Below are 22,726 nucleotides of genomic sequence, written 5' to 3'. Positions count from 1 at the left end.
TACATGAAGCAGTTTGTAAAATTTATCGCGGGTTGTACCATGCTGTTGGGAACAGCATTACAGGGAAATGCGCAGGACATGCATTTCTCGCAGTACTTCAATGCACCATTGCTGACTAACCCGGCCAATACTGGTTTTATACCCGATGGTAACTACCGGTTGGGAGTTACTTACCGCGATCAGTGGGCGAGTATACCTGTGCCATACAGAACCATGTCTGCATTTGGCGATTTTCAGTTGTTTCGCGACAAGCTTGAATATGGCTGGGTAGGTGTGGGAGGTGTGCTGTTGCGTGATGTGGCGGGTTCAGGCAATCTGACTTCTACAAAGGCGTATGCGTCTGTCGCATATCACCAGTTGTTAGGCCAGAGTAGTTTGTTGTCATTAGGGTTTAATGTGGGTAGTGCAAACAAGAGGGTGGATGTAACCAAACTGACATTCGGCGATCAGTGGAATGGAAAATTCTTTGATGCGCAGGTGCCGACATCAGAGCCTTTTAGTGCAACGAGTGTGACTTACTATGATATGCAGGTGGGTATGAACTATGCATATTTCCCAACAGAGAATATCTACATCAATGCAGGTGTATCCGCACAGCATGTGAATAAGCCACGGGAAACTTTTTATGAAGGCAATACCATCATTCCAAGGCTCTATACAGGTTTTATCAATGCCAGCATAAAGATGAGTGATAAGGTGATTATTAACCCTTCGGCATATTATGCAAGACAGGCAGGATCGAATGAGGTAGTGATGGGGGGGCACCTGGCGTATAATCTTTCAGAGCATGGGGAGACACAGTTGTATGGTGGGGCGTATTATCGGGTAAAAGATGCGGCCGTGTTGCTGGTGGGATATCAGTTGAAAGGAGTGAAGATGATGTTTAGTTATGATGCAACGATGTCGTCGCTTGCTGCTGCAAATAACCACAGGGGCGCTTATGAGATAGGAATTGTATATACAGGATTGTATACGAACAGGTCGTTCAGCAATGCAAAACGCATGACGATCTGTCCTAGTTTCTAATGATATTTTAATGTTGAAAAACCGCTATTACCACAGGTAAAAGCGGTTTTTTCATTATATCCAAATGCAGTAACTTGCTGCTTATCACCATCGTTAAACTATTGGTGGTTTCAACAATCAAATAATACTCAAAGTATACTATGAAACGATTATTATTTTGCTTATTCCTGTTAGGTACCGTGCAACTTACGCAGGCACAGTACTACAAAACAGACACCGCAAGAAAGAAAGAATTCGACGCATCCCGTCTTATGATTGGTGGGTCAGTAGGCCTTGCTTTTGGGGATTATACCAATATTGATTTTTCTCCATTGATAGGTATCCGTATCAATCAAATGTTTGCAGCAGGTGTGGCTGTCAATGCACAGTACGGTTCGGAGCGCTTCCGTTACTATGATGGTACAACCTCTCAGCGTAACCAGTATTCAATATTGGGTGGCGGGCTCTGGGGGCGTTTTTATCCTTTTGATTTCATGTTTATCCATATACAGCCGGAATATAACTTTATCAATGTAAAGACAACGCTGTATGATCCAAAGGAGACGTATTCAGATCATTATGGGGTACCGAGTTTGCTGATGGGTGGCGGTTATGTACAACCGATCAGTGACAAGGCGGCTATCAATATCATGGCGTTGTATGATGTAATACAGGATAGCAGATCACCTTATTCGAATGGATTGATCCTGCGGGTAGGAGCTACCTTAGGGTTGTAAACCTATTAAATTCGTAAGAAGGGCTGACTGGTTTTTCTGGTCGGCCCTTTTTTATTTCCCTTTACCAGCTGTATTTTAGCGTAGATAAATTGTAGGATTGACACTGTTATTTAATTTGTTACCACAGCTATCATGATTATTTCAGAGTCATAATTGTTTTTATGGGTTATTATCAGTAATTTTTGTAAAAATTGGCCTTCCACGTTGCCTGGCCAAAAGGATAAACCACGTTAGGATGAAGGCATTGTACTGTACACAAAGCTGCTGCGGCAGAGAGCAATTTACTATTTGAGGAAAACCTGAAGTGACCAGCACCTGTGCTGTTTTTTGCTATGCGATATACTTAGTGATTGTGTCAATCCAGCATAACGATATTTAAGATAGTGCGGTAGGCCTTATGGCTGCTGCATGTTCATAACGTGTTAAATGTTAAGCGGGTTTCTTTCAAGTTACCTGCTTCTTTAAGCTTATTATTATTGTAGTTCAAAAGGAATTCACTTTTTTGGGGGAATATGAGGTCCTTTCTCTTTAGTTATTTAGATTAGAAAATGCCGATTTCTGTAGTGGGATCAGCGCAAGGAGTGCCTCTTTCTTCTTCTTCAGTTATTTAGATCAGAAAATGCTGATTTCTGTACTGGGATCAGCCAAAGGAGTGCCTTTTTGTTTCTTTTCAGGCATTTAGATTAAAAAATGCCGCTTCACTGCTGCCGGAGGCCAATTCCCCTTGTTCATAGTACTCATATAATAAAAACCCTCTTTTCGCCTGTCCCATATCACCTTGCTAATCCCAAATTCTCCGTATTTTAGCTTATATAAAAAAATCCATAGCTATAATGAACGATCGTTTAATGAATTTGAAAGAAAGGGACTGGACAGAAACCAAAGCACATTCCAGCTGGCAGATTTTTAAGATCATGGCCGAATTCGTAGAAGGCTTCGAAGCCATGGCCAAAATGGGCCCCTGCATCTCCATTTTCGGTTCCGCCAGAACCAAACCTGGCAATAAATATTACGAACTCGCACACGAAATAGGCCGTCGCCTGGCCGACGAAGGTTTCGGTATCATTACCGGCGGTGGCCCTGGCGTTATGGAAGCCGCCAACCGTGGTGCCCAGGAAGCAAAGGGTAAATCAGTAGGTGCAAACATCACCCTGCCACACGAGCAGTTCCCCAATCCATACGTAGATCACGACAAGAACCTCCATTTCGACTACTTCTTTATTCGCAAAGTTATGTTTACCAAGTACTCCCAGGGCTTTATCATGATGCCTGGCGGTTTCGGTACCATGGACGAATTCTTTGAAGTTGCCACCCTCATCCAGACCAAGAAAATGACAGAAACGCCGATGGTACTGGTAGGCAAGGAATATTGGAGTGGCTTGCTGGAATGGATTCGCAGCACCATGATGGAAAAGGAAAGCAATATATCACCAGAAGACCTGGGACTCCTGAAGTTATTCGATACTGCTGACGAGGTAGTGGAGTATTTTAGGGTATTCTACACCACCAACAAGCTGCGGCCGAACTTCTAAAACCGCTTTCCTTCCCGGTATTTTCTGTAGGTTTGCAAAAATTAAGCGTAAATGGATATAATTCCAGCCAACGTGGAAGCGTTTGCAGAGAAGTACACCACCCCGGAAAGCGAGGTGTTACGACAGTTGAACAGGGAAACAAACCTGAAGGTAGAGCAGCCACATATGCTGAGTGGTCACCTGCAAGGTCAGTTCCTTAGCCTGGTCAGCCATATGCTGCGCCCGGAAAGGATACTGGAACTAGGGACATATACAGGGTATTCCGCCATTTGTATGGCGCAGGGCCTCACGCCTACGGGTGTATTGCATACGATAGACATTAACGAAGAAAGGGAAGATATGTGCCTGCGTTACTTTGAGAAGGCAGGCCTTTCAGATAAGATCAAAATGCATATTGGCAAAGCAGCGGATATTATTGCGCAGTTTGACGAGGTATTTGATCTGGTATTTATTGATGCGGATAAAGTAGGGTATGAGAAATATTATGATCTCGTGTGGGAAAAATTACGTCCCGGTGGGATCGTTTTAGCGGATAATGTGATGTTTCATGGAGAGACTTTGCTGGAGAGTTCACAGCAGAGCAATAACGCGAAAGCGATGGTAAGGTTTTGTGAGAAAGTGGCTGCAGATGGGCGCTCGGAACAGTTATTGCTCACCCTGAGAGACGGATTGCTGATGATCAGGAAAAGGAGTTGAGGTGAATATTGCATTCCTGAAATTTGGATTACTGATATGCAGGAAATGTAGTTGACGAGAATATTGCATTCCTGAATTTCAGTTTACCAGCAAGCAGAAAAAAAGCAGTTAAAACAAAGACTAACCCATTAAATTCATATACATGCAACTAAGGAGAGCCTTTTTCACGGTCAGTTTTCTAATTGGCTGCATGCCACTGGTGAAAGCGCAGACCACGTCGACACCGCAGTACATTGCGATGTATAAGGATATCGCGATCGATGAAATGAAGCGGAGTGGAATTCCTGCTTCCATCACCCTTGCACAGGGGGTGCTGGAAACACAGTCAGGCAATAGCTGGCTGGTACAGAATTCCAATAATCACTTTGGTATCAAGTGTAAAAACAACTGGACAGGCGCTACCGTGAATTATGATGACGACGCCCGCCAGGAATGCTTCCGTAAATACACCACAGCGGCTGATTCTTACAAGGATCACTCTGACTTCCTGAAAAATAACCCACGCTATAGTTTTCTCTTCTCTTTTCAGCTGGAAGATTATAAATCATGGGCATATGGTTTGAAACAGGCGGGTTATGCAACAAGCAAAACATATCCCCAGCAGCTGATTAAGGTTATTGAAGATTATAACTTACAGCAATATACAAAGGAAGGAGAGGGCCTGATACCAAGGTCTACGCCATCAACTTCCGTTTCCACCACCACAAAACCTTCCACCACTACTACCGGAAAAGGCAATACAGCAGCTGCTGATAAACCTATTCCAACTGGCATATTTGAAATCAATGGTCGTAAAGTAATGTATGCACAGGCAGGTACTGCATTGATTCAACTGGCGAGTGAAAAGGATGTGAAGCTGCGAAATCTCGTGAAGTATAATGACCTGGAAAATGATAATCCTTTGCCAAAGAGTAATTATATCTTTTTGGAGAAAAAAGGAAAGTCAGGGAAGAATGATTTTCACATAGTGAAACAGGGTGAAACCATGTACGATATTTCCCAGGCAGAAGGTATACAGTTACGTTGGTTACGCCGTCGTAACAAAATGAAGGAAGGTGAGGAGCCGGCAGCAGGTCAGAAACTGGCGCTGCAGGGATTTGCAAGCGTAAAACCTGAACTGGCGAAGAATGCACTGGTAGAAGATCCGACTGAAGGAGATCTGAATCCAAAGCAGATAGTGGATGATGTGAAGACGGAAATGGAACGTCAGCAACAGCTGGCGCAACAGCAACAGGCTCAGCAACAGCCGGCACAATCAAAACAGCAGCAGGTAAATAAATTGCCTGATGGGATGGTGGATGATTTGAAGAAGATAGGAGAGGTGACACCAGCAGGTACAAGCACTGCTGCAAAACCTGCGGCAACAGCTACTAAAACAACACCAACTTATAATCCGGCACCGGCTGCAACAGGTACAGTTACTGCTACAGCGCCAACAACACCAGTAGTAAATGCATCTGCAAGCGTAGGTGCATCTGCATCAATACCCGCTAAAACAACACCTACCTACAATCCTGCACCACCGGTAGCAACAGGTACAGTTACCGCTACAGCGCCAACAGCTCCTGTAGTAAATGCATCTGCAAGCGTAGGTACATCTGCCTCTGCACCAACTGCTCAGGCATCAACACCAACCTACAATCCTGCACCACCGGTAGCAACAGGTACGGTTACTGCTCCAGCAGCTCCTGTAGCAACTGCACCTGCTACTACACCAGCACCAACACCGGCTACACCAACAGCTCCTGTAGCACCAACACCGGCTACACCAACAGAGGCACCAGCCACGCAGTCACCTGCTCTGCCAATAGCCACTACATCAAATACCCCAACTCCTCCTACATCCAACGGATTACCTGAGGGAACTATCCAGGTGGGTAATTTGTTATACCACGACGTCACTTCCAAAGAAACTTTATATGGCATAGCCAAACGCTTTAACGTAACCGTAGAACAGTTACGGGAATGGAATCACCTGGAAGCCTACGACATTAAAATCGGTCAAAGGCTTTTAGTAGGAAAAATTTAAACAAACGTAAATAAGGAAACACATGTCTGTTATACAGGTTCATGACAAGCAATTCACACCTTACATCAACGCAGATAAGCTGCAGGCGCGTATTCAGGAACTGGCAGCTGCTATCAGCAATGACCTGAAAGGTGAAAAACCATTATTCATTGCCATCCTCAACGGCTCCTTTATGTTTGCCGCTGATATTTTTAAGTACCTGACCATAGAAGCGGAGATCTCGTTTATCAAACTCGCTTCTTACAAGGGCATGAAGTCGACTGGAAATGTAGTGCAGGCAATTGGTCTGGATGAAGATCTGTTTGGCCGTACGGTAGTAATCCTGGAAGATATTGTTGATACAGGAAAGACATTGAGTCAGTTCCTCCCACAGTTAGAACACCAGCAACCAAAGAGACTGTTGGTGACTTCTCTGCTCACTAAACCAGAAGCGATGAAGTACCCGATCAGGATTGATTATTTAGGTTTTAGTGTGCCTAACAAGTTCCTACTTGGTTATGGTTTAGACTATGATGGATTAGGAAGGAACTTACCGGAAATTTATCAGTTAGTAGAAAATGCCTAAGGTAATCTGATTGCTCCAGGCGCCAGCCAGAGAAAAGAGTGCATTTGTTTGCAGCCGCAGGCCAAATAATAAAGCAAAAATCTCTTCTGCCTAAAAAGCAGAAGAGATTTTTTGCTTATATTACACTAACTGATGCAAGACCCCCATGGTAAAGCTTCTCATGCTGCTCGGCAGCCTGCTATTCCTTGTACCTGCGAATGCACAGAAAATTTACATCACCGGGGCTGTAGAGGACAGTATTTCACACAATCCCTTACCCGGTGTATTAATCTCAGTGATCAATGATACCGCAAAAGTCGCTACCAATCAGTACGGTCTTTTTCGGATTGCGGTGCCTTCTCAGGACGCTATATTACTCTTTCAACTGGACAAATACCGTCCTAAAAGAATCCCTATAGGTGTGTATAACCGCATCCTCGTTCAACTCGACGCCCTCGACAACCCCCAGGACGCCATCGCCAAAGCCAAGGCCATAGCCCGCAACCGCTCTTCCAGCGGCTCCAACCCAAACTATGGCAACACCAGCATGGGCACCCGTGTCTTCTTTGATGAAACTTACGGCGCCCTCTACGAAAATCAATTCATGAAAACCCTCATCCGTAGCCATTCTACCTTCGCTGTAGATGTAGACAGAGCTGCCTATAGCAATATCCGCCGTTTCATCCACCTCAAAGAAAAGATTCCTGTCGATGCCGTGCGCATTGAAGAAATGCTCAACTACTTCAACTACCATTATCCTCCTCCGAAAAAAGGCCAGACCCTCGCTGTCTACAGTAGTTACGCCACCTGCCCCTGGAAACCTGAACACCGGTTACTGCAAATTGTGGTAAGGGGTGAAGTCATGGATACAGATAGTCTGCCTCCCAGCAATCTCGTATTCCTGATCGATGCCTCCGGCTCTATGGCTCCCGCCAATAAACTACCATTACTACAAGCTGCCTTTCGCATCCTTGTCAATAACTTAAGAAAGAACGACCATGTTGCCATCGTTGCTTACGCTGGTGCCCCAGGCATCATTCTGCCAAGTACCCCTGGCGATCAGAAAGATAAAATCCTCAATGCAATCGACAATCTCAGTGCTGGCGGCGCTACTGCCGGCGAAGCGGCTATCAAACTCGCTTACCAGCTGGCACAGGACAACTTTATCAAAGATGGCAACAACCGCGTCATCATGGCTACTGATGGTGATTTCAATGTAGGTCAGACCAGCGATCTGGATATGGAACAACTCATCGTCAGCAAAAAGGAGAGTGGGGTACTACTCACCTGCCTGGGGTTCGGTATGCGTGATTATAAAGATAGCAAACTCCAAACCCTGTCCAGTAAAGGCAATGGTAACTTTGCCTATATCGACAACCTGGAAGAAGCCAGTAAAATATTCGCTAAAGAATTTGGAGGTACCTTATTTACTGTAGCCAAAGATGTACAGGCCGAAGTTTACTTTAACCCTGCTATGGTCAAGTCTTACCGCCTGATTGGGTATGAAAATAAAGTGATCAGCAATGCAGATACTACCGGAGGGCGTGTTTCCGGAGGGATTGTAGGGGCAGGGCATTGTGCGATTGCTATGTATGAAATAGTGCCTGGTACTGAACTCCCCAATCCCTACACCCACCCTCTTCACGACACCGATGTCGTATTTAAACCCCACGACTCCCTATTAGCCCAAATCCGAATCAACTACCAACTCCCAACAGACTCCTCCTTCCACACCATCTGGCACCAGATACACAATTCCTGTATCGACTTCCAGGATGCAGACGTCGATTTCCGTTTTGCAACATCCGTTGCATTATGTGGCATGCTTTTAAGACATTCTGCCTATAAAGGGGAGGGAGATAGCAAGATGGTATTAGAAATTGCAAAAAGAGCATTGGGAGACGATCCGGGTAACTACAGAAAAGAATTTATCAAGCTGGTAAAAAACCTGGAAAAGAATAAAAGCATCAACTAGTATTATTTTTAAAGGATATATAATTGATTTATAGTTAATTAATACATAATATGAATAGGGGAATTCTTACCTCAACTGTTATTTATTGTTAAATGTGTACCTTCCCAATTAAACTTTGCATCATTTATGCATCTAACCTTTTGTTAATGCAACCTATTGTGTAAGAACTAAAAACCTGGGAAACCTATGCATAGCAAGTCTGTAATGATTCTTGAACTAAACTTCGAGCGTGGATGGCGTGGTGGAGAACGGCAAACTATGTATACCATGTCCGGTTTCAAAGAGGCCGGTATTAATGTGGAACTACTTTGTAGAAAAAACTACCCGCTGGAAAAAAAGGCAAACGAGAAGGGCTTTAAAACCCAATCATTTTCAAATATTTTTGGCGTGCTCTTCTTCCTGATCTTCAAGGGAAGCCGTTATGATATACTTCATGCACAATCTTCCCATATTCTCACGTATGCAATTCTTTCCAAGCCCTTTCACAGGGCTAAGATCATTTTTACCCGTCGCGTGGATTTTGTTCCCCACGGAAAGATGACCTTGCTCAAATATAAACTCACTGACCAGGTCGTTGCTATCAGCCACGCCATCAAACGTATATTGACAGACTTTGGTGCTAAAGATGTCCGTTTGATATCCAGTGCTATTATGGCAAAGCAACTGGATAAGTCCAGGGCAGAAAGGATACTCACTGATGCAGGCGTCGATCCGTCATTACACCTGATCGGTACCACGGCTGCACTTGTACAACACAAAGATCCACTCACTATGATCGAAGCCATCCGTGAACTGGCAACTGTACGTCGTGATTTTGTATTCCTGCACTTTGGTAAAGGGGAGCTGGAACAACAAATGCGTGATAAAATAGCTGAATACGGATTGGAAGATGTGTATAAACTGATGGGCTTTTATGATAATGTGGAGGATATCTTCTCGGTGTTAGACATCTTCACCATGAGTTCAGAACAGGAAGGATTAGGTAGTAGTGTGCTGGATGCCTTTATGTATCGTGTACCTGTAGTTTCTACAAATGCAGGTGGCTTGTCAGATCTGGTACAGGGTGGGAGAGCAGTTTCCTGCGAAGTACATCAACCGGAACAACTGGCTGCCGGTATACAGTCGTTACTGGAAGAACCTTTGAAAAGAGAGTCAGTGGCCAGATGCGCATTTGCCTACACAACTGAAAGGCATAGCCTCAATTGTATTACACGTTCTTACCTGGAATTGCTGCATGAAATGGGCACCCGGATTGATCTGAATGCTGTTGAAAAATTAGCACATAAAATGCATCCTACGCAGGCATAATGCAATTTAGTGTAAAGGGGATAATGGATCTTATTGATAATGTAATGGCTGCTGTAATTACGTCTACTTAATTTCCAGCCCCGGAAAAATGCAGCCTACGCAGGTATAATGCATCTTAGTGAAAAGGGGATAATGAATCTTATTGTTAATGTAATGGCTGCTGTAATTACGTCTACTTAATTCCAGCGGCGGAAAAATGCAGCCTACGCAGGTATAATGCATTTTAATGTAAAGGGGATAATGGATCTTATTGATAATGTAATGGCTTACCTGTAATCCCGCCTACTTAATTTCCAGCGCCAGATTATATACCAGCTGCCCAATTGCACGATGATTATACTTCGTGCAAATAGCCTCATATGCACCTTGCGCCAATTGCTCTCTCAGCACCACATTCTCCTTCAATAAGAGAATCTTTTCTGCAATCGCCTCCGGTGTATTTGCTGTCAATAAAATACTTTTCCCATCTTCAAACACCTCCTTTATCGCAGGAGACTCTTTACTAATGATCGCCTTCCTCAACGCAGCATAATGAAATATCTTATTCGGTATCACTAAATCCGCTTTCTGCGTCTCTCCAAATATCCCCAAACAAATATCAAAATTATTCATCTCCCCTGCCAATTGATCATAAGCTACCCAACCAGGTAAACTAATATTATTCAATTGATATTGCGCTACTAATTGCTGTATTACTTTATACTCAAATCCATTTCCGATCAAACGGAAATGAATATCTGTATGATCTTTTAAAACATTCGCCGCCTCCACAATCATTCGTGTGCCCTGCAAAGGAATAAAACCACCATAGAACCCCACTACAAAAGTATCCCGTAATCCAATAGCAGGTGCCGGTGGAAATTCATCCGTATTCACCCCCACAGGCACTACATACAATTTCCGCAAAGGAATGCTGAAAGTCCTATGATAATAATCCCGGTGCCCCTCTGTATCGCAAATAACAAGGTCCGCCATACGCATAGAGATCTTATCCTTCAGATAATTTTTCAAAGCTCTCGGAGAATACCTGTTCACCTTCTTATAATCAAACACCTTAGACAGATACCTTGAGATCAATGGATCAAACAACACAGGCTTGCCGGAAAGCATCTTAATTATCGCCACATCCTGGTGTGTAAATGCAGGCAAAAAGATCACATCCGCATCCCCACACGCTTTGCGCAGGGCTGCGAAATTCCATTTACTTTGCTCCTTATAATTGTAAAAAGAAAGTGACACAGCAGGAATGGTACGTAAACCATCCAGGATAATTCTCGTGCGATTATAATCAGCTTCAAAATCTCCGGCTACCAATATTCTCATCTGTTGATCTTATAATATTTTCTGATCAGCTTCTGCTGAAACCAATATTCTTATCTGGTGATCTTATAACATTTTCTGATCAGCTTCTGCTGAAACCAATATTCTCATCTGTTGATCTTATAATATTTTCTGATCAGCTTCTGCTGAAACCAATATTCTCATCTGGTGATCTTATAACATTTTCTGATCAGCTTCTGCTGAAACCAATATTCTTATCTGGTGATCTTATAACATTTTCTAATCAGCTTTTGCTGAAAATCAAACGGCATTGTCTGCCCGGTAATATCCTTGATCGTACCCGCCTGAATCTGTTCCGTATCCAGCTGAAACTTACGATAGTTATTACTAAAATACACCACTCCCCCGGGTTTGGTCGCATGCAATACCTTATTCAATATCGACACATGATCTCTCTGTATATCGAGGAACTCCTTCATGCGCTTGCTATTGGAAAAAGTAGGAGGATCAAGCACCACCAGATCGAAATAATCAGCAGGCAATGTATCCAGGTATTGCAATACATCCGCATGTACAAACTGAAAATTACCTTTCAGATCATTCAGCTGCATATTCTCTTCCGCCCATGCCAGGTAGGTCTTAGACAAATCTACAGACACTACTTCGCTGGCACCACCTGCAGCTGCATACACAGAAAAGGAACCTGTATAACAAAAGAGGTTCAGCACTTTCATATCCTTCGCACTCTCCCGGACCATGCCCCTTGTAATACGGTGATCCAAAAAGAGACCTGTATCCAGGTAATCAGAAAGATTGACTTTGAATTTCAGCCCTGCTTCATGCACCACCACCTCATGGCTTTCAAAAGAAAGCTTCTCATACTGTTCCTGTCTGCTGGCTTTCCGTTGTCTTTGCTTCACCCATATCTTGTTCAATGGCACATCCAGTACCTTGCCTACTACTTCCAGAGAGCTATCCAGCCAATGCTCATGGGTCTCTTCATCCATACCATGCGGGCGATCGTATTCTGCCACATAGATATGATCGTCATAGCGATCCACACTGAATGGAAATTCATTGATATCGTCATCATACACCCTGTAACAGGTGATGTTCTGGCGGCGGGCGATTTTACCAATATGGCGATAAACCTTTACCAGCCGGTTTTCTAGCATTTGTAATTTGGAAGGATCGAACATGGGGAGTAAAATTATGGCTAAAAAGCGAAAAATCCGTTGACCGCTATGCGATCAACGGATTTTTCCGGCCGGGCAGGTCACCTGCCACAAGCTATAGCCTTAGCTAAATATGTCTCTTACTTTTTCAAAGAAGCCTTTCTCAGACTTATCTGGCTTAGGCTGGAAGTTGTCTGAACTCTGCACCTTTTCCAGGAAAGTTTTCTCTTCACTGTTTACCTGCTGAGGTGTCCATACATTCACATGGATCAGCTGATCGCCTTTCTCATAAGAATTCACGGAAGGGAAACCTTTACCTTTCAACCTGAATACCTTACCGGATTGTGTACCAGCCGGGATCTTGATCTTTGCCTTACCATCGATGGTCGGCACCTCTACCGAAGTACCAAACACCGCATCAGGGAAGGAAATGTACAGGTCAAAGGCTACATTCAGCCCATCCCTTTGCAGTTCCGGATGTGGTTCCTCTTCAATGAGGATCAGCAGATCCCCGGGAGCACCACCTCTTTCACCGGCATTACCTTTACCGCTCATGCTCAGCTGCATACCTTCCTGTACGCCTGCCGGAATGTCGATGCTTACCATTTCTTCACCATACATACGGCCTTCACCTTTACAGTGCCCGCATTTGCTGGTAATGATCTGGCCTTCGCCATGACAGGTTGGACAGGTAGCGACTGTCTGCATCTGACCCAGGAAAGTCTGGGTTACTTTTCTTACCTGGCCGGACCCATGACAGGTATTACAGGTCTGGAAAGCATTTTTATCTTTCGCACCTAATCCGCCACAATGCTGACAGGGTACATGTTTTTTAACCTTGATCTTTTTATTGGCACCTTTCGCGATCTCTTCATAGGTCATGCGGATCTTAATACGAAGATTGGAGCCGCGTGTACCTCTGCCACGTCTGCCACCACCACCGCCGGCACGGTTACCACCGAAGAAGCTGCCAAAGATATCGTCTCCGAAAATGTCTCCAAAGTTGGAGAAGATATCATCCATATTCATGTTACCGCCACCGTAACCACCACCGCGGTTACCCATACCCGCGTGACCAAAACGGTCGTACTGGGCACGTTTGTCCGCATCGCTCAATGCCTCGTAGGCTTCAGCTGCCTCTTTAAATTTTTCTTCTGCTTCCTTATTGTTGGGATTGCGGTCAGGATGGTACTGCATAGCTACCTTTCGGTAAGCCTTTTTAATTTCATCCTGGGAGGCAGACTTGGCGACGCCCAGTATTTCGTAATAATCTCTTTTGGTAGACATATATCGCACTAAAGCCGGCGTTTCGCCGGCATGGTTAAAGAAAAACTATTCTGTCAGAAAGTCACCTTATTTCCCTACAATAACCTTTGCATGACGGATCAATTTGTCATTCAGCATGTAGCCTTTTTGCAACTCATCCAGTACTTTCCCTTTCAGTTCTTCTGTAGGTGCAGGTATTTCTGTGATAGCGTCGTGAAGATCTGCATTAAATTCAGTATGCAAATTCTCCATAGGTTTCAGGCCTTTGGCTTGTAGTGTAGATTTCAATTTATTGAAAACCAGCATAACGCCTTCTTTAATGGCAGTAATGTCGGTGGTGTTTTCCAGTTGTTTGGTGGCGCGTTCACTGTCATCCAGTACGTCCAGCAGGGAAATGATCGTTTCCTTGTTGGCAGTCTGCATCAACTCGATCCTTTCTTTGGCAGTGCGTTTTCTGAAGTTGTCAAACTCAGCAACCAGACGGAGATACTTGTCCTTCATCTCATCCAGCTCCTGTTGTTTCTTGTCGAATTCGCTTTCATCCGCCAAGGCATCGTTAAGGTGGGAAGTGCCGGCCATGTTCTCATCTGCATTAATATCTGGCATACCTTTACCGTTTTCGGTGTCCTGTCCGTTTGTCTGCATATGGGTAGTGTTTTCGTTTGTTAACTTAAAATGTACAAAGGTACGTTAGACAATTTACTTGCCAAGCGCTCAAATGCCGCCAAAATGACAAACATCTTATATAAAGGTGTCATTTTGAAAGTTGAGTCCGTTCTGCATTCTATATTAACCATGTAAGATGCCTACCTTTTCTTTACCTTTGCGCCTTCGAACTATTGATAATGACCAAAGTTTTTTTAAAGAAAAAAATACAGAATCGCGTACTGCAGGGACATCCATGGATTTTTGGCAACGAAGTCGGTGAGATCCAGGGACCGGTAGATGCCGGCGATATTGTGGATGTATTCACGCATCAGGGCCACTTTCTGGGTAGAGGGTATATAAACCCACAATCTCAGATCCTGGTTCGCCTGCTGACCCGTGACAAAAACGAGATGATCGATGCCGAATTCTTCTACCGCCGCTTGCTCAAGGCATGGAAATACCGCCAGCAGCTAGGGTATGTGGAGAACTGCCGTTTAGTGTTTGGAGAAGCTGACGAAATGCCGGCGCTTGTCATAGATAAGTTCAATGATTACTTCGTATTGCAGACCCTGGCATTGGGTATGGAAAAGTGGAAAGGTGCAATTGTCGATGCCCTGAACAGAATTTTCTCTCCAAAAGGGATTTATGAGCGCAACGATGTACCGGTAAGGGAACTGGAAGGTATGCAACAGCAAAAAGGTTTCCTGAGTGCTCCTTTTGATACGAACATCATTATTAATGAGAATGGATTAAAGTTCCATGTAGATATCGAAAATGGCCAGAAAACCGGTTACTTCCTGGATCAGCAGGATAATCGCAGGGCCATACAACATATTGTAAAAGACGCAGATGTACTGGAAGCGTTCTGTTACACAGGTACTTTCTCCTGTCATGCAGGGCACTATGGTGCAAAGAGCGTATTGGGCCTGGATATTTCTGAGCATGCAGTAAATACTGCCCGCAGAAATGCCCAGCTGAATAACCTCGAAGATAAATGTAAGTTCCAGGCAGTCAACGCATTTGATGTGCTGAAACAGTGGACAAAGGAAGAGAAGAAGTTTGATGTGGTGATCCTGGATCCACCGGCATTTACCAAAAGCCGTGAGAATATCCAGAAGGCGATTACGGGTTACAAAGAGATCAACCTGAGAGGAATGAAGCTGCTAAAACCGGGTGGTTTCCTGGTTACAGCGTCTTGTACAAACCTGGTACCGCCATCTATGTTCCTGGAAATCATTGATATGGCTGCGAAAGATGCGAAGAAGAAACTGAGACAGGTGACCTTCCAGACACAGGCGCAGGATCATCCGATATTATGGAATATTGAGAATACAACTTATCTGAAGTTCTTAATAGTAGAAGTACAATAAAAAAAGGCTGTCGTGAGACAGCCTTTTTTTATATAATATCTTTAAAATCACTTGACGACATTGAACTTTCCAGACTCTATCAGGTTCCCCTGCCTATCTCTCAACTGGAAAATATACAACCCACTATAATAGTTATCCAGCTCCATCGTAGTCTTGTTACTTATATTCTTTACCTGCCCTACCATCTTTCCGAGAAAATTGAATACAATAAGATCATAAACCTGCTCGTTATTATGCTGTAATTCAAAATTAATTCTCGAGGATGCAGGATTAGGGTACAACTTCACAATTTTACTCACTCCATCAGTACCTGATGAAGCAGGTTTATACGTCTGCGCCTTAGAAACTAAGGTCGTCAGTAGTATAAAGCATGTAAGTAAAAGAGTAAAGGTTTTCCACATACCCGTAAAGATAAAGATTTTTTCGAATATCTATTAATTTTCGTTTTGAAATAGCGGGGAATGGTACAATAAAATTATCTTTTATATTAGATATATTTATTATTACATGAGAACCCGTTTTACCAATTCTTCTATTGTAAAAATAACAAATGGCAGGCCAAAAAGGAAGCACTGCCATTAGTTTTTAACAAAAATTAACGCTTTCCGTCAATTTTTATTGTAAATCAGCCAGTGTTTTCTTTATTGCTTCAAAATCTGGCAGATCGCCGGCAGACTCGAGCACCTGTGCATACTTCACAGTGCCTTCTTTGTCTACTACGAAAGCCGCTCTCTTGGATACCCCTTTCAGGTCCAGTACAAAGTTCTCATAATAAGCACCATAAGCCTGAGATGCCTCTTTATTAAAGTCAGACAGCAATGGGAAGTTCAGGTTCTGCTCTGCCTTAAATTTACCCAGGGTGAACGGAGAGTCTACAGAAATACCAACTACCGCAGTATTCAAACTGTTATAAGTAGCCAGGGTATCTCTTACACTGCACAGTTCTGCTGTACATACACTGGTAAATGCCAATGGAAAGAAAAGGATAACCAGATTCTGTCCTTTGAAATCTTCCAGGGTTACTTTTTTCTTCTCAGTATCATTCAAAGAAAAAGCTGGTGCTTTTGTGCCGATTGCAATGCTCATTTTATATTATTTTAGACTGGCAAATATAGTAAAGGATTAATAAGGGAATTAAAATCTTGGACAATGCACTGCATCCAACGTACTGTTCCTGCTATTCAGGAACCCTTTGAATACCAGTGCCAGCTCAAATCCCCCAAAACTCTGACTCGCCGTTTTCAGTTTTGAAATATTACAGTCGTATGTCATACTGATCTCGTACTTGTCCATATCCAGGCGCATGGTAGGAATGATCGCATCTCCCCATCGCACAAACAACCCGCCGTAAATACCTCTTGTGCTTTCCAGGCCCTCATTATATAACATATAACCCAGGATGGCTCCTCCATTATACTCGGAATACGACCCTTCATGAATCTGGTTGTACTGCGCAATCAGTTTCAACCTGTCTTCCATTGGGATGGTAATACCCGCATTGAAGGTATACTTTGGATCCATTACAATACTATTGTCTTTATAAAAGGACACCCTTGGACGTGTAAAGTGAAACATGGCTGCACCTATATAATAATTGATGTCTTCACCAATCGTACTGTTGAAACTAATACCTGCACCGGCATCCCAGTAACCATATCCACGCAGTGCCAGTCTGCCTTCTTCACCACTGGCTACAGTGGGATCATAGCGACCATTGGTATACTGGTTATTGAAAGTGAGCTTGGTGGCATCGAACTGTCTTTGCACAAAACCTCCCATGAAACCGACTGAAAGGAACATGTTCTTCACCTCGCTCATTGACTTATGGTAGTTGATAGCTGGCAGAATCTGCACAGACTGTAATCGTGCCGTACCAGCTCTGTCATAAGTAAATTGCGCACCTGTGGTGAGAAAATCCTCTCCACGGCCTACCGGAAATTTCAGTTCCCCGCTCACAGCCCCTGTCTGGTAGGGAATAGTCACACTGTTCCACTGGTTCCTGTACACTGCCTGTACGCGGTAATCTCCGTTAAAGATGCCTATCAGCGCAGGGTTACGCAGAATGGGGGTTTCATAAAATTGCGACAGGTGAATATCCTGTGCCATCACTCTGGAACTCAGACATAAACAAAGTGCCACAAACAGTTTTCTACAAGTCCTTCTCATGCTTGGCAAATTTTAAATAGGAATCTGGTAATCGCCGTTTAACGTAACAGCATCACGTTACCTTTCAGGGTAAAGTCTTCATTTGTATCGCAAACTACCTCAGCTACATATACAAACACATCCGGGTTCACTAGTACGCCTTTCACTTTTCCATCCCATCCACTTGTAATGTCTTCTACGTTAAAGTTGGTCCGCTCAAATACAAGTTGTCCCCAACGGTTATATATTCTCCATGATTTTACGGTTTTGATACCCTTACCTCTGATGTAGAAGATATCATTCTGTCCATCGCCATTAGGTGTAAAGGTATTTGGCAGCCAGGTATTGCCTGATTCACACACCATCCTGATGGTGATATCATCCACACCCTTACAGCCATATGTATTCGTCGCCGTTATAGTATAAGTCGTCGTCGTTTTTGGTGTAGCGGTAGGTTGCAGACAGTCTACACAATCCAGGTAATTCACCGGCCACCATTCAATGTCGGTAATATCAGCACTGCCTGTAGTCGGTATCAGGTAACTGTTACCTGTAGCCAATGTCAAATCCGGACCTGCATTCACTACCGGCAACGGATGTACTGTTACCAACGCTGTCGCCTGCGAAGTAAAGCAGGCATCCTTACCATATCCTGTCACAGTATAAGTAGTAGTCGTATCAGGGTAAGCCATCGGGTTCTGACCCGCAGGATTGCTCAATCCTGTAGCAGGAGACCAGGAATAGGAAGTCGCACCTGATGCATGTAGTTGTGCAGAACCACCTTTACAGATAAAGGTGTCTGTAGCCGTTACCTGGAATGGTTGAGATACCATCACCGGCACATCTCCTTCCACCTTACAACCTGCTGCATTTACCACTGATACATGATAGGTCGTATCTATTTCCGGACTGACTACCGGACTCGCACTATGAATATCATTGATCTTATAATCTGTCCAGTTGATAGTCACACCGGCATCTGTATTTGCATTGAGTGTGATAGAAGCACCACGGCAAATGCTGGCGCTCGCAGGGTTCGGATTCAGTGATGGATAATCTACTACACTCACCGTTCTCGTAGCTGTACTACTACAAATACCGCTGGCAGTAGTGATCGTCAGTGTAATTAACTGATCGCCAGCCTGGTTAAAGGTGGTAGCCGGTGGCGTTTGTACTAAATAGTTTTGTCCCAGTATCTGCCAGCTCCATTTGGTACCAGGTATATTCTTTGTTTCATGACCCACCAGCTGCATAGTCGCTCCTATACACAACGGCCCCAGTGTATCGATCACCGCTACTGGTTTAGGTTCTACTACAATCGCTTTTTCGATAGTGCTCACACAACCATAAGAACTGGTCGTAGTCAGTTTCACATTGTAAGTACCTGGCGCATCGTATACATAAGAAGGTGTCTGATCTGTACTCACATCATCAGTTTTGGTAGTGACACCAAAATCCCATGCATAGGTCATAGCCATACCCAGTCCTGCAGAAACGCTGGTGGATGAATCTGTGAAGAATACAGTACCACCATCACAAGCCTGTGTAACATCCGTACCAAAGTTAGCCGCCACTTTATCAGCAATTACTTTTGAATTACCATCTGCCGCTACGCGACAACCTCTGTCATCTTCCAGCAATACAACCGGGTAATACACACCTTCCTGTGGATAAGTGTAAGATGGTGAAGTAGGTGTAGTGGTGGTGGCTGAATAACCATCTCCAAAGTCCCAGATATATTTAACAGCCGCCGTAGAACTGGCATTCATCGTCACCGTCAGCGGATAACAACCTGTTTCAGGTGTAACAGTGAAGCTACCATCTGGTCCGGCGATAGAAATAGTTTTTGGTCCGGCTACCGCACTCGCACAACCACCCTGTGAATAAACAGTGAGTGTAATATCAAATGTACCAGCCTTGATATAGTTATGCAGCGGATCCTGTTCTGTAGAACTACTCACATCACCAAAGCTCCATGCAGAACTTACATAATCAGAGGAGAGGTTGGTAAACTGAATTTTTACTGGCGGACATACATCAGCCGCTACCGCCGGGAAGCTGAAGTCAGCAATCGGGTTAGGTACACGCAGGTAGTCAACAGTCGTAATCGTATCGCTACAACCAGTAGTGTTAGCAATGATCAGCGATACCGTATACTTGCCTGGCAGTGTATAAGTATGTGCAGGAGTCGCATCTGTGCTGGTCGTACCATCACCAAAGTCCCACTGGTAAGTGAGTGGTGTTGTGATGGAAGAGTTAGAGAACTGATAAGGAGTATTCAGACATGCAATGCTATCCGGTCCACCAAATGCCGCAATCATATTTGCAATACGTACAGTTGCTGTATAACTGTCTTCACAACCGGTATTGTCTTTCACGGTCAGTGTAACAGGGTAGTCATTGATCGCTGTATAAGTATGCGTGATATTTGTAGGTGCAGTAGTGTAAGTCTCCGGCGTGCTGCCATCTCCATAATCCCATGTCCAGGATACAATGGTATTACCTGTCTTGGTCGTAGATTGATCAGTAAAGCTCACTGGTACATTTCTACACTGTTTGGTATCAATGCTGAATTTCGCATTTGCGCCATTCACAGAAATCGGAATCGTATTGGAAGTGTGCAGGCAACCGTATACATCTGTCAGCACCAGGCTGGCCGTATAATCACCAGGTGTGGGATATACATAACCGATAGGGCCCTGTGCCGGTGCATTGTAAGTATTACCATCGCCAAAGTTCCAGAGGTAGCTGGCGAAATGGCTGGCAGTTACAGGATCCATGGCAAAATTCACGGTACCATTTTTACAAATGGTAGTGACATCTGAATAGATCTTGGGTGTTTCATCAATGATAGTGACATTCGTTTTGTATACAGACTGACAGCTACCATTATCAACTGTGAGTGTCACAGTATATGTACCACCTGCAGTATAAACATGTGTTGGATTCTGGGTGGTAGAAGATGTACCATCGCCAAAATCCCAGTTCCATAATTTAGTCGTACTTGTACCAAAGTCAGATTGATCGGTGAAAGTACGGGAGTAGATATTCGCACAATTCACTGTTTGTACAAGGAATGCAGCAGATGGCGGATAGATAGTGATCAGATCCGTTTTAGTGAGTGTCTGCCGGCAACCATTATTGATAACCGTTAGTATCACAGTATGTGTACCGATGCTAGTCCATACATAAGTCGGATTTTCCAGAGAAGAAGAACCATTGCCGGTATTGCCTGATTCCTCGAACGTCCATTCCCATGCAGTACCGTTAGGAACACTTGTGTTGGTGAAATGGAAAATAGTAGGCTGACAACCGGTTGTTTGATCTACAGTGAAATCTACTGCCACTGGTGTGCCCACCTCCACAGGGAAGGTAGCAGTCTGCGTACAGCCGCCCTGTGTAGTAATCGTTAAGGTAACGATATAATCACCTTGTGTGGTGAAAGTATGTGTCGGTATCTTGTCGGTAGAAGTGCCGCCATCGCCGAAATTCCATGACCAGCTTACAACCGGATCGGCAGTAGCCACGATAGGCGTGAAGGTATCATCCAGTGGCACACAACCATTTGGTATACCATCTATACTCAGAATAGGTTCCTTTACAGAGATGGTTTGGTAGGCGGTTGCTGTACAACCCGCAGCATTGCTGGCTTGTAGTGAAACAGTATAACTGCCTTCGGCCGTATAAGTATGTGCTGGATTTTGTACAGTAGAAGAAGTACCATCGTTAAAATCCCATTTCCAGCTGGTAGCACCGGTGGTTACACCAGTAAAGTTCACATTGGCAGGAACGGCACATGCGGTAATGGGAGATGCGGTAACCGTAGCAGTAGGAATATCAGAGATGGTGAAAGTCTTTGTCACATTTGCCTGACAACCATCCTGTGTCAGCGCCTGTAATGTGACAGTATAGGTACCAGCAGTATTAAAAGTCTTGACTGCGTCAATTGTATTTTGTACATCGCCATCTGAAAAAGTCCAGGTAGCGGTCTGCGGAGCAGGCTGAGTAGTATTGGTAAAATGGAGGGTTGTTCCCTTACAAAGACTCTCTGCAATAGTAAAGTCCGCTGCAATAGTAGCGACCTGGATATACTCAGTTTGTGTGAGTGTTTGTGTGCATCCATCGGCGGAAGTAGCCGTTAGTGTAACGGTGTATTTCCCTTCTGCGGTGTATGTATGGATCGGGTTCATATCACTGCTGGTACTACCGTCTCCAAAGTTCCAGAGGTATGTAATACCCGGATTACCAGTGGTATTGATCGTCGTATTGTTTGTAAAAGTAACGGTTAGCGGTGCTTTACAACTACCCTGTGTATTGCTGGTAAATGCTGGCTGAGGGGTAGCATTCGCATGAATAATCTGTGAATAGCTATTGGTACAACCATAGCTATTGGTCACGATAGTCGTAGCAGAATAGTCGCCTCCTACATTATAAGTATAATTAGCAGTACTACCCGTAGCTCCGTTACCATCCCCAAAATCCCAGTTCACACTACTGATCGTACCATCACCTGCGGTAGACTGGTCTGTAAATTTAACAGGTAATGGTGTACAACCGCTGGTTACATCCGTGGTAAACTGTGCTGTCGGTTTTTTATATACATTTACAGTATGGGTAGCGGTCCCTTTCGTACCGTCTGCAAACGTAACTGTAAGAGTTACAGTGTATGTGCCAGGTTTAGTAAAGGATCGGGTTGGGTTCCAGAGGGTCGATTTGGCTCCTCCATCCCCAAAATCCCAGGAAGCAGTGCCTCCTGTTGTAGACTGATTAATAAATTGTACATAGGCAGTCCCACATCCTGAAAAATTATCGGCAGTAAATGCTGCTGTGTTTTGTGCCTGAACTCTGAAGGCAGAGAGTAGGACTAATACACATGTGTATGCAACGGCATACCAGGTATGGACTAAAAGGCTTAGGCGTTGGTGTTTCATTCTCCGGATATGGCTAATGTCGTTCGGCTTTCGACAGTAGCATAGGTTTTAAAAAAATAAAGGTTCAATTTTTTAACGTTATAC

At 44.1% G+C, this 22,726-nt stretch carries 17 protein-coding genes; 9 read left to right on the top strand and 8 right to left on the bottom strand.

The annotated features are described in order from the left end of the window. Nucleotides 1-3 precede the first annotated feature (3 nt). The 8 genes from SIO70_RS31405 to SIO70_RS31370 all read left to right on the top strand — a co-directional run bounded on the left by SIO70_RS31405 (nucleotide 4) and on the right by SIO70_RS31370 (nucleotide 9,826). A complete protein-coding gene (locus SIO70_RS31405) occupies nucleotides 4-1,026 on the top strand; it encodes a PorP/SprF family type IX secretion system membrane protein (RefSeq protein WP_320577609.1) in 1,023 nt (340 codons plus the stop codon). Between the two features lie 140 nt (nucleotides 1,027-1,166). After that, nucleotides 1,167-1,742, top strand: a complete 576-nt coding sequence (locus SIO70_RS31400; protein WP_320577607.1) for a hypothetical protein — start codon at nucleotides 1,167-1,169, stop codon at nucleotides 1,740-1,742. A gap of 833 nt (nucleotides 1,743-2,575) precedes the next feature. Further along, nucleotides 2,576-3,274 carry a TIGR00730 family Rossman fold protein gene (locus SIO70_RS31395; protein WP_320577605.1) on the top strand — a complete coding sequence of 233 codons (699 nt, stop codon included), beginning with the start codon at nucleotides 2,576-2,578 and terminating at the stop codon, nucleotides 3,272-3,274. 51 nt (nucleotides 3,275-3,325) lie between these two features. Continuing rightward, nucleotides 3,326-3,970 carry an O-methyltransferase gene (locus SIO70_RS31390; RefSeq protein WP_320577603.1) on the top strand — a complete coding sequence of 215 codons (645 nt, stop codon included), beginning with the start codon at nucleotides 3,326-3,328 and terminating at the stop codon, nucleotides 3,968-3,970. A gap of 142 nt (nucleotides 3,971-4,112) precedes the next feature. After that, nucleotides 4,113-5,999, top strand: a complete 1,887-nt coding sequence (locus tag SIO70_RS31385) for a glucosaminidase domain-containing protein (RefSeq protein ID WP_320577602.1) — start codon at nucleotides 4,113-4,115, stop codon at nucleotides 5,997-5,999. A gap of 22 nt (nucleotides 6,000-6,021) precedes the next feature. Continuing rightward, the gene (hpt, locus tag SIO70_RS31380; protein ID WP_320577601.1) at nucleotides 6,022-6,564 is read left to right on the top strand and encodes a hypoxanthine phosphoribosyltransferase; all 543 of its coding nucleotides are present in this window, start codon (nucleotides 6,022-6,024) and stop codon (nucleotides 6,562-6,564) included. 145 nt (nucleotides 6,565-6,709) lie between these two features. After that, nucleotides 6,710-8,518, top strand: a complete 1,809-nt coding sequence (locus tag SIO70_RS31375) for a YfbK domain-containing protein (RefSeq protein ID WP_320577600.1) — start codon at nucleotides 6,710-6,712, stop codon at nucleotides 8,516-8,518. 186 nt (nucleotides 8,519-8,704) lie between these two features. Further along, on the top strand, nucleotides 8,705-9,826 hold the full coding sequence (locus SIO70_RS31370) for a glycosyltransferase family 4 protein (protein ID WP_320577598.1): 1,122 nt from the start codon (nucleotides 8,705-8,707) through the stop codon (nucleotides 9,824-9,826). A 282-nt stretch (nucleotides 9,827-10,108) separates the two neighbouring features. Here the strand turns inward: SIO70_RS31370 and SIO70_RS31365 are convergent, their stop codons facing one another. The 4 genes from SIO70_RS31365 to SIO70_RS31350 form a co-directional block, all read right to left on the bottom strand. Next, on the bottom strand, nucleotides 10,109-11,149 hold the full coding sequence (locus SIO70_RS31365) for a glycosyltransferase (RefSeq protein WP_320577597.1): 1,041 nt from the start codon (nucleotides 11,147-11,149) through the stop codon (nucleotides 10,109-10,111). 212 nt (nucleotides 11,150-11,361) lie between these two features. After that, the gene (locus SIO70_RS31360) at nucleotides 11,362-12,306 is read right to left on the bottom strand and encodes a class I SAM-dependent methyltransferase (protein WP_320577596.1); all 945 of its coding nucleotides are present in this window, start codon (nucleotides 12,304-12,306) and stop codon (nucleotides 11,362-11,364) included. A 99-nt stretch (nucleotides 12,307-12,405) separates the two neighbouring features. After that, entirely contained in the window at nucleotides 12,406-13,569 is a 1,164-nt protein-coding gene (dnaJ, locus tag SIO70_RS31355) for a molecular chaperone DnaJ (protein ID WP_320577594.1), read from the bottom strand. A gap of 66 nt (nucleotides 13,570-13,635) precedes the next feature. Further along, nucleotides 13,636-14,193 carry a nucleotide exchange factor GrpE gene (locus tag SIO70_RS31350; RefSeq protein WP_083726279.1) on the bottom strand — a complete coding sequence of 186 codons (558 nt, stop codon included), beginning with the start codon at nucleotides 14,191-14,193 and terminating at the stop codon, nucleotides 13,636-13,638. A gap of 200 nt (nucleotides 14,194-14,393) precedes the next feature. Here SIO70_RS31350 and SIO70_RS31345 point away from each other — a divergent pair, with 200 nt between their 5' ends. Next, nucleotides 14,394-15,566, top strand: coding sequence for a class I SAM-dependent rRNA methyltransferase (locus SIO70_RS31345; protein WP_320577591.1), 1,173 nt, complete (start codon nucleotides 14,394-14,396; stop codon nucleotides 15,564-15,566). A gap of 47 nt (nucleotides 15,567-15,613) precedes the next feature. Here SIO70_RS31345 and SIO70_RS31340 read toward each other — a convergent pair whose 3' ends face one another. The 4 genes from SIO70_RS31340 to SIO70_RS31325 form a co-directional block, all read right to left on the bottom strand. Continuing rightward, nucleotides 15,614-15,967, bottom strand: coding sequence for a T9SS type A sorting domain-containing protein (locus SIO70_RS31340; RefSeq protein ID WP_320577589.1), 354 nt, complete (start codon nucleotides 15,965-15,967; stop codon nucleotides 15,614-15,616). A 214-nt stretch (nucleotides 15,968-16,181) separates the two neighbouring features. After that, entirely contained in the window at nucleotides 16,182-16,652 is a 471-nt protein-coding gene (locus SIO70_RS31335; protein ID WP_320577588.1) for a redoxin domain-containing protein, read from the bottom strand. Between the two features lie 48 nt (nucleotides 16,653-16,700). After that, complete coding sequence (locus SIO70_RS31330) at nucleotides 16,701-17,732, bottom strand: PorP/SprF family type IX secretion system membrane protein (RefSeq protein WP_320577586.1); 1,032 nt, start codon at nucleotides 17,730-17,732, stop codon at nucleotides 16,701-16,703. A 38-nt stretch (nucleotides 17,733-17,770) separates the two neighbouring features. Beyond that, nucleotides 17,771-22,642 (bottom strand): PKD domain-containing protein, encoded by a 4,872-nt coding sequence (locus tag SIO70_RS31325; RefSeq protein WP_320577584.1) that lies wholly within the window; start codon nucleotides 22,640-22,642, stop codon nucleotides 17,771-17,773. Nucleotides 22,643-22,726: the final 84 nt, after the last annotated feature.

The sequence above is a fragment of the Chitinophaga sancti genome, assembly GCF_034087045.1.
GTDB classification, from domain to species: domain Bacteria; phylum Bacteroidota; class Bacteroidia; order Chitinophagales; family Chitinophagaceae; genus Chitinophaga; species Chitinophaga sancti_B.
Note: the sequence above shows the minus strand (reverse complement) of the source record. Positions and strands in the feature narration are given on the sequence as shown.

Excerpts from the sequence above, each read along its gene's own strand:
- SIO70_RS31405 (WP_320577609.1), top strand. The coding sequence starts at position 4 with ATGAAGCAGTTTGTAAAATTTATCGCGGGTTGTACCATGCTGTTGGGA.
- SIO70_RS31400 (WP_320577607.1), top strand. The coding sequence starts at position 1,167 with ATGAAACGATTATTATTTTGCTTATTCCTGTTAGGTACCGTGCAACTT.
- SIO70_RS31395 (WP_320577605.1), top strand. The coding sequence starts at position 2,576 with ATGAACGATCGTTTAATGAATTTGAAAGAAAGGGACTGGACAGAAACC.
- SIO70_RS31390 (WP_320577603.1), top strand. The coding sequence starts at position 3,326 with ATGGATATAATTCCAGCCAACGTGGAAGCGTTTGCAGAGAAGTACACC.
- SIO70_RS31385 (WP_320577602.1), top strand. The coding sequence starts at position 4,113 with ATGCAACTAAGGAGAGCCTTTTTCACGGTCAGTTTTCTAATTGGCTGC.
- hpt (WP_320577601.1), top strand. The coding sequence starts at position 6,022 with ATGTCTGTTATACAGGTTCATGACAAGCAATTCACACCTTACATCAAC.
- SIO70_RS31375 (WP_320577600.1), top strand. The coding sequence starts at position 6,710 with ATGGTAAAGCTTCTCATGCTGCTCGGCAGCCTGCTATTCCTTGTACCT.
- SIO70_RS31370 (WP_320577598.1), top strand. The coding sequence starts at position 8,705 with ATGCATAGCAAGTCTGTAATGATTCTTGAACTAAACTTCGAGCGTGGA.
- SIO70_RS31365 (WP_320577597.1), bottom strand. The coding sequence starts at position 11,149 with ATGAGAATATTGGTAGCCGGAGATTTTGAAGCTGATTATAATCGCACG.
- SIO70_RS31360 (WP_320577596.1), bottom strand. The coding sequence starts at position 12,306 with ATGTTCGATCCTTCCAAATTACAAATGCTAGAAAACCGGCTGGTAAAG.
- dnaJ (WP_320577594.1), bottom strand. The coding sequence starts at position 13,569 with ATGTCTACCAAAAGAGATTATTACGAAATACTGGGCGTCGCCAAGTCT.
- SIO70_RS31350 (WP_083726279.1), bottom strand. The coding sequence starts at position 14,193 with ATGCAGACAAACGGACAGGACACCGAAAACGGTAAAGGTATGCCAGAT.
- SIO70_RS31345 (WP_320577591.1), top strand. The coding sequence starts at position 14,394 with ATGACCAAAGTTTTTTTAAAGAAAAAAATACAGAATCGCGTACTGCAG.
- SIO70_RS31340 (WP_320577589.1), bottom strand. The coding sequence starts at position 15,967 with ATGTGGAAAACCTTTACTCTTTTACTTACATGCTTTATACTACTGACG.
- SIO70_RS31335 (WP_320577588.1), bottom strand. The coding sequence starts at position 16,652 with ATGAGCATTGCAATCGGCACAAAAGCACCAGCTTTTTCTTTGAATGAT.
- SIO70_RS31330 (WP_320577586.1), bottom strand. The coding sequence starts at position 17,732 with ATGAGAAGGACTTGTAGAAAACTGTTTGTGGCACTTTGTTTATGTCTG.
- SIO70_RS31325 (WP_320577584.1), bottom strand. The coding sequence starts at position 22,642 with ATGAAACACCAACGCCTAAGCCTTTTAGTCCATACCTGGTATGCCGTT.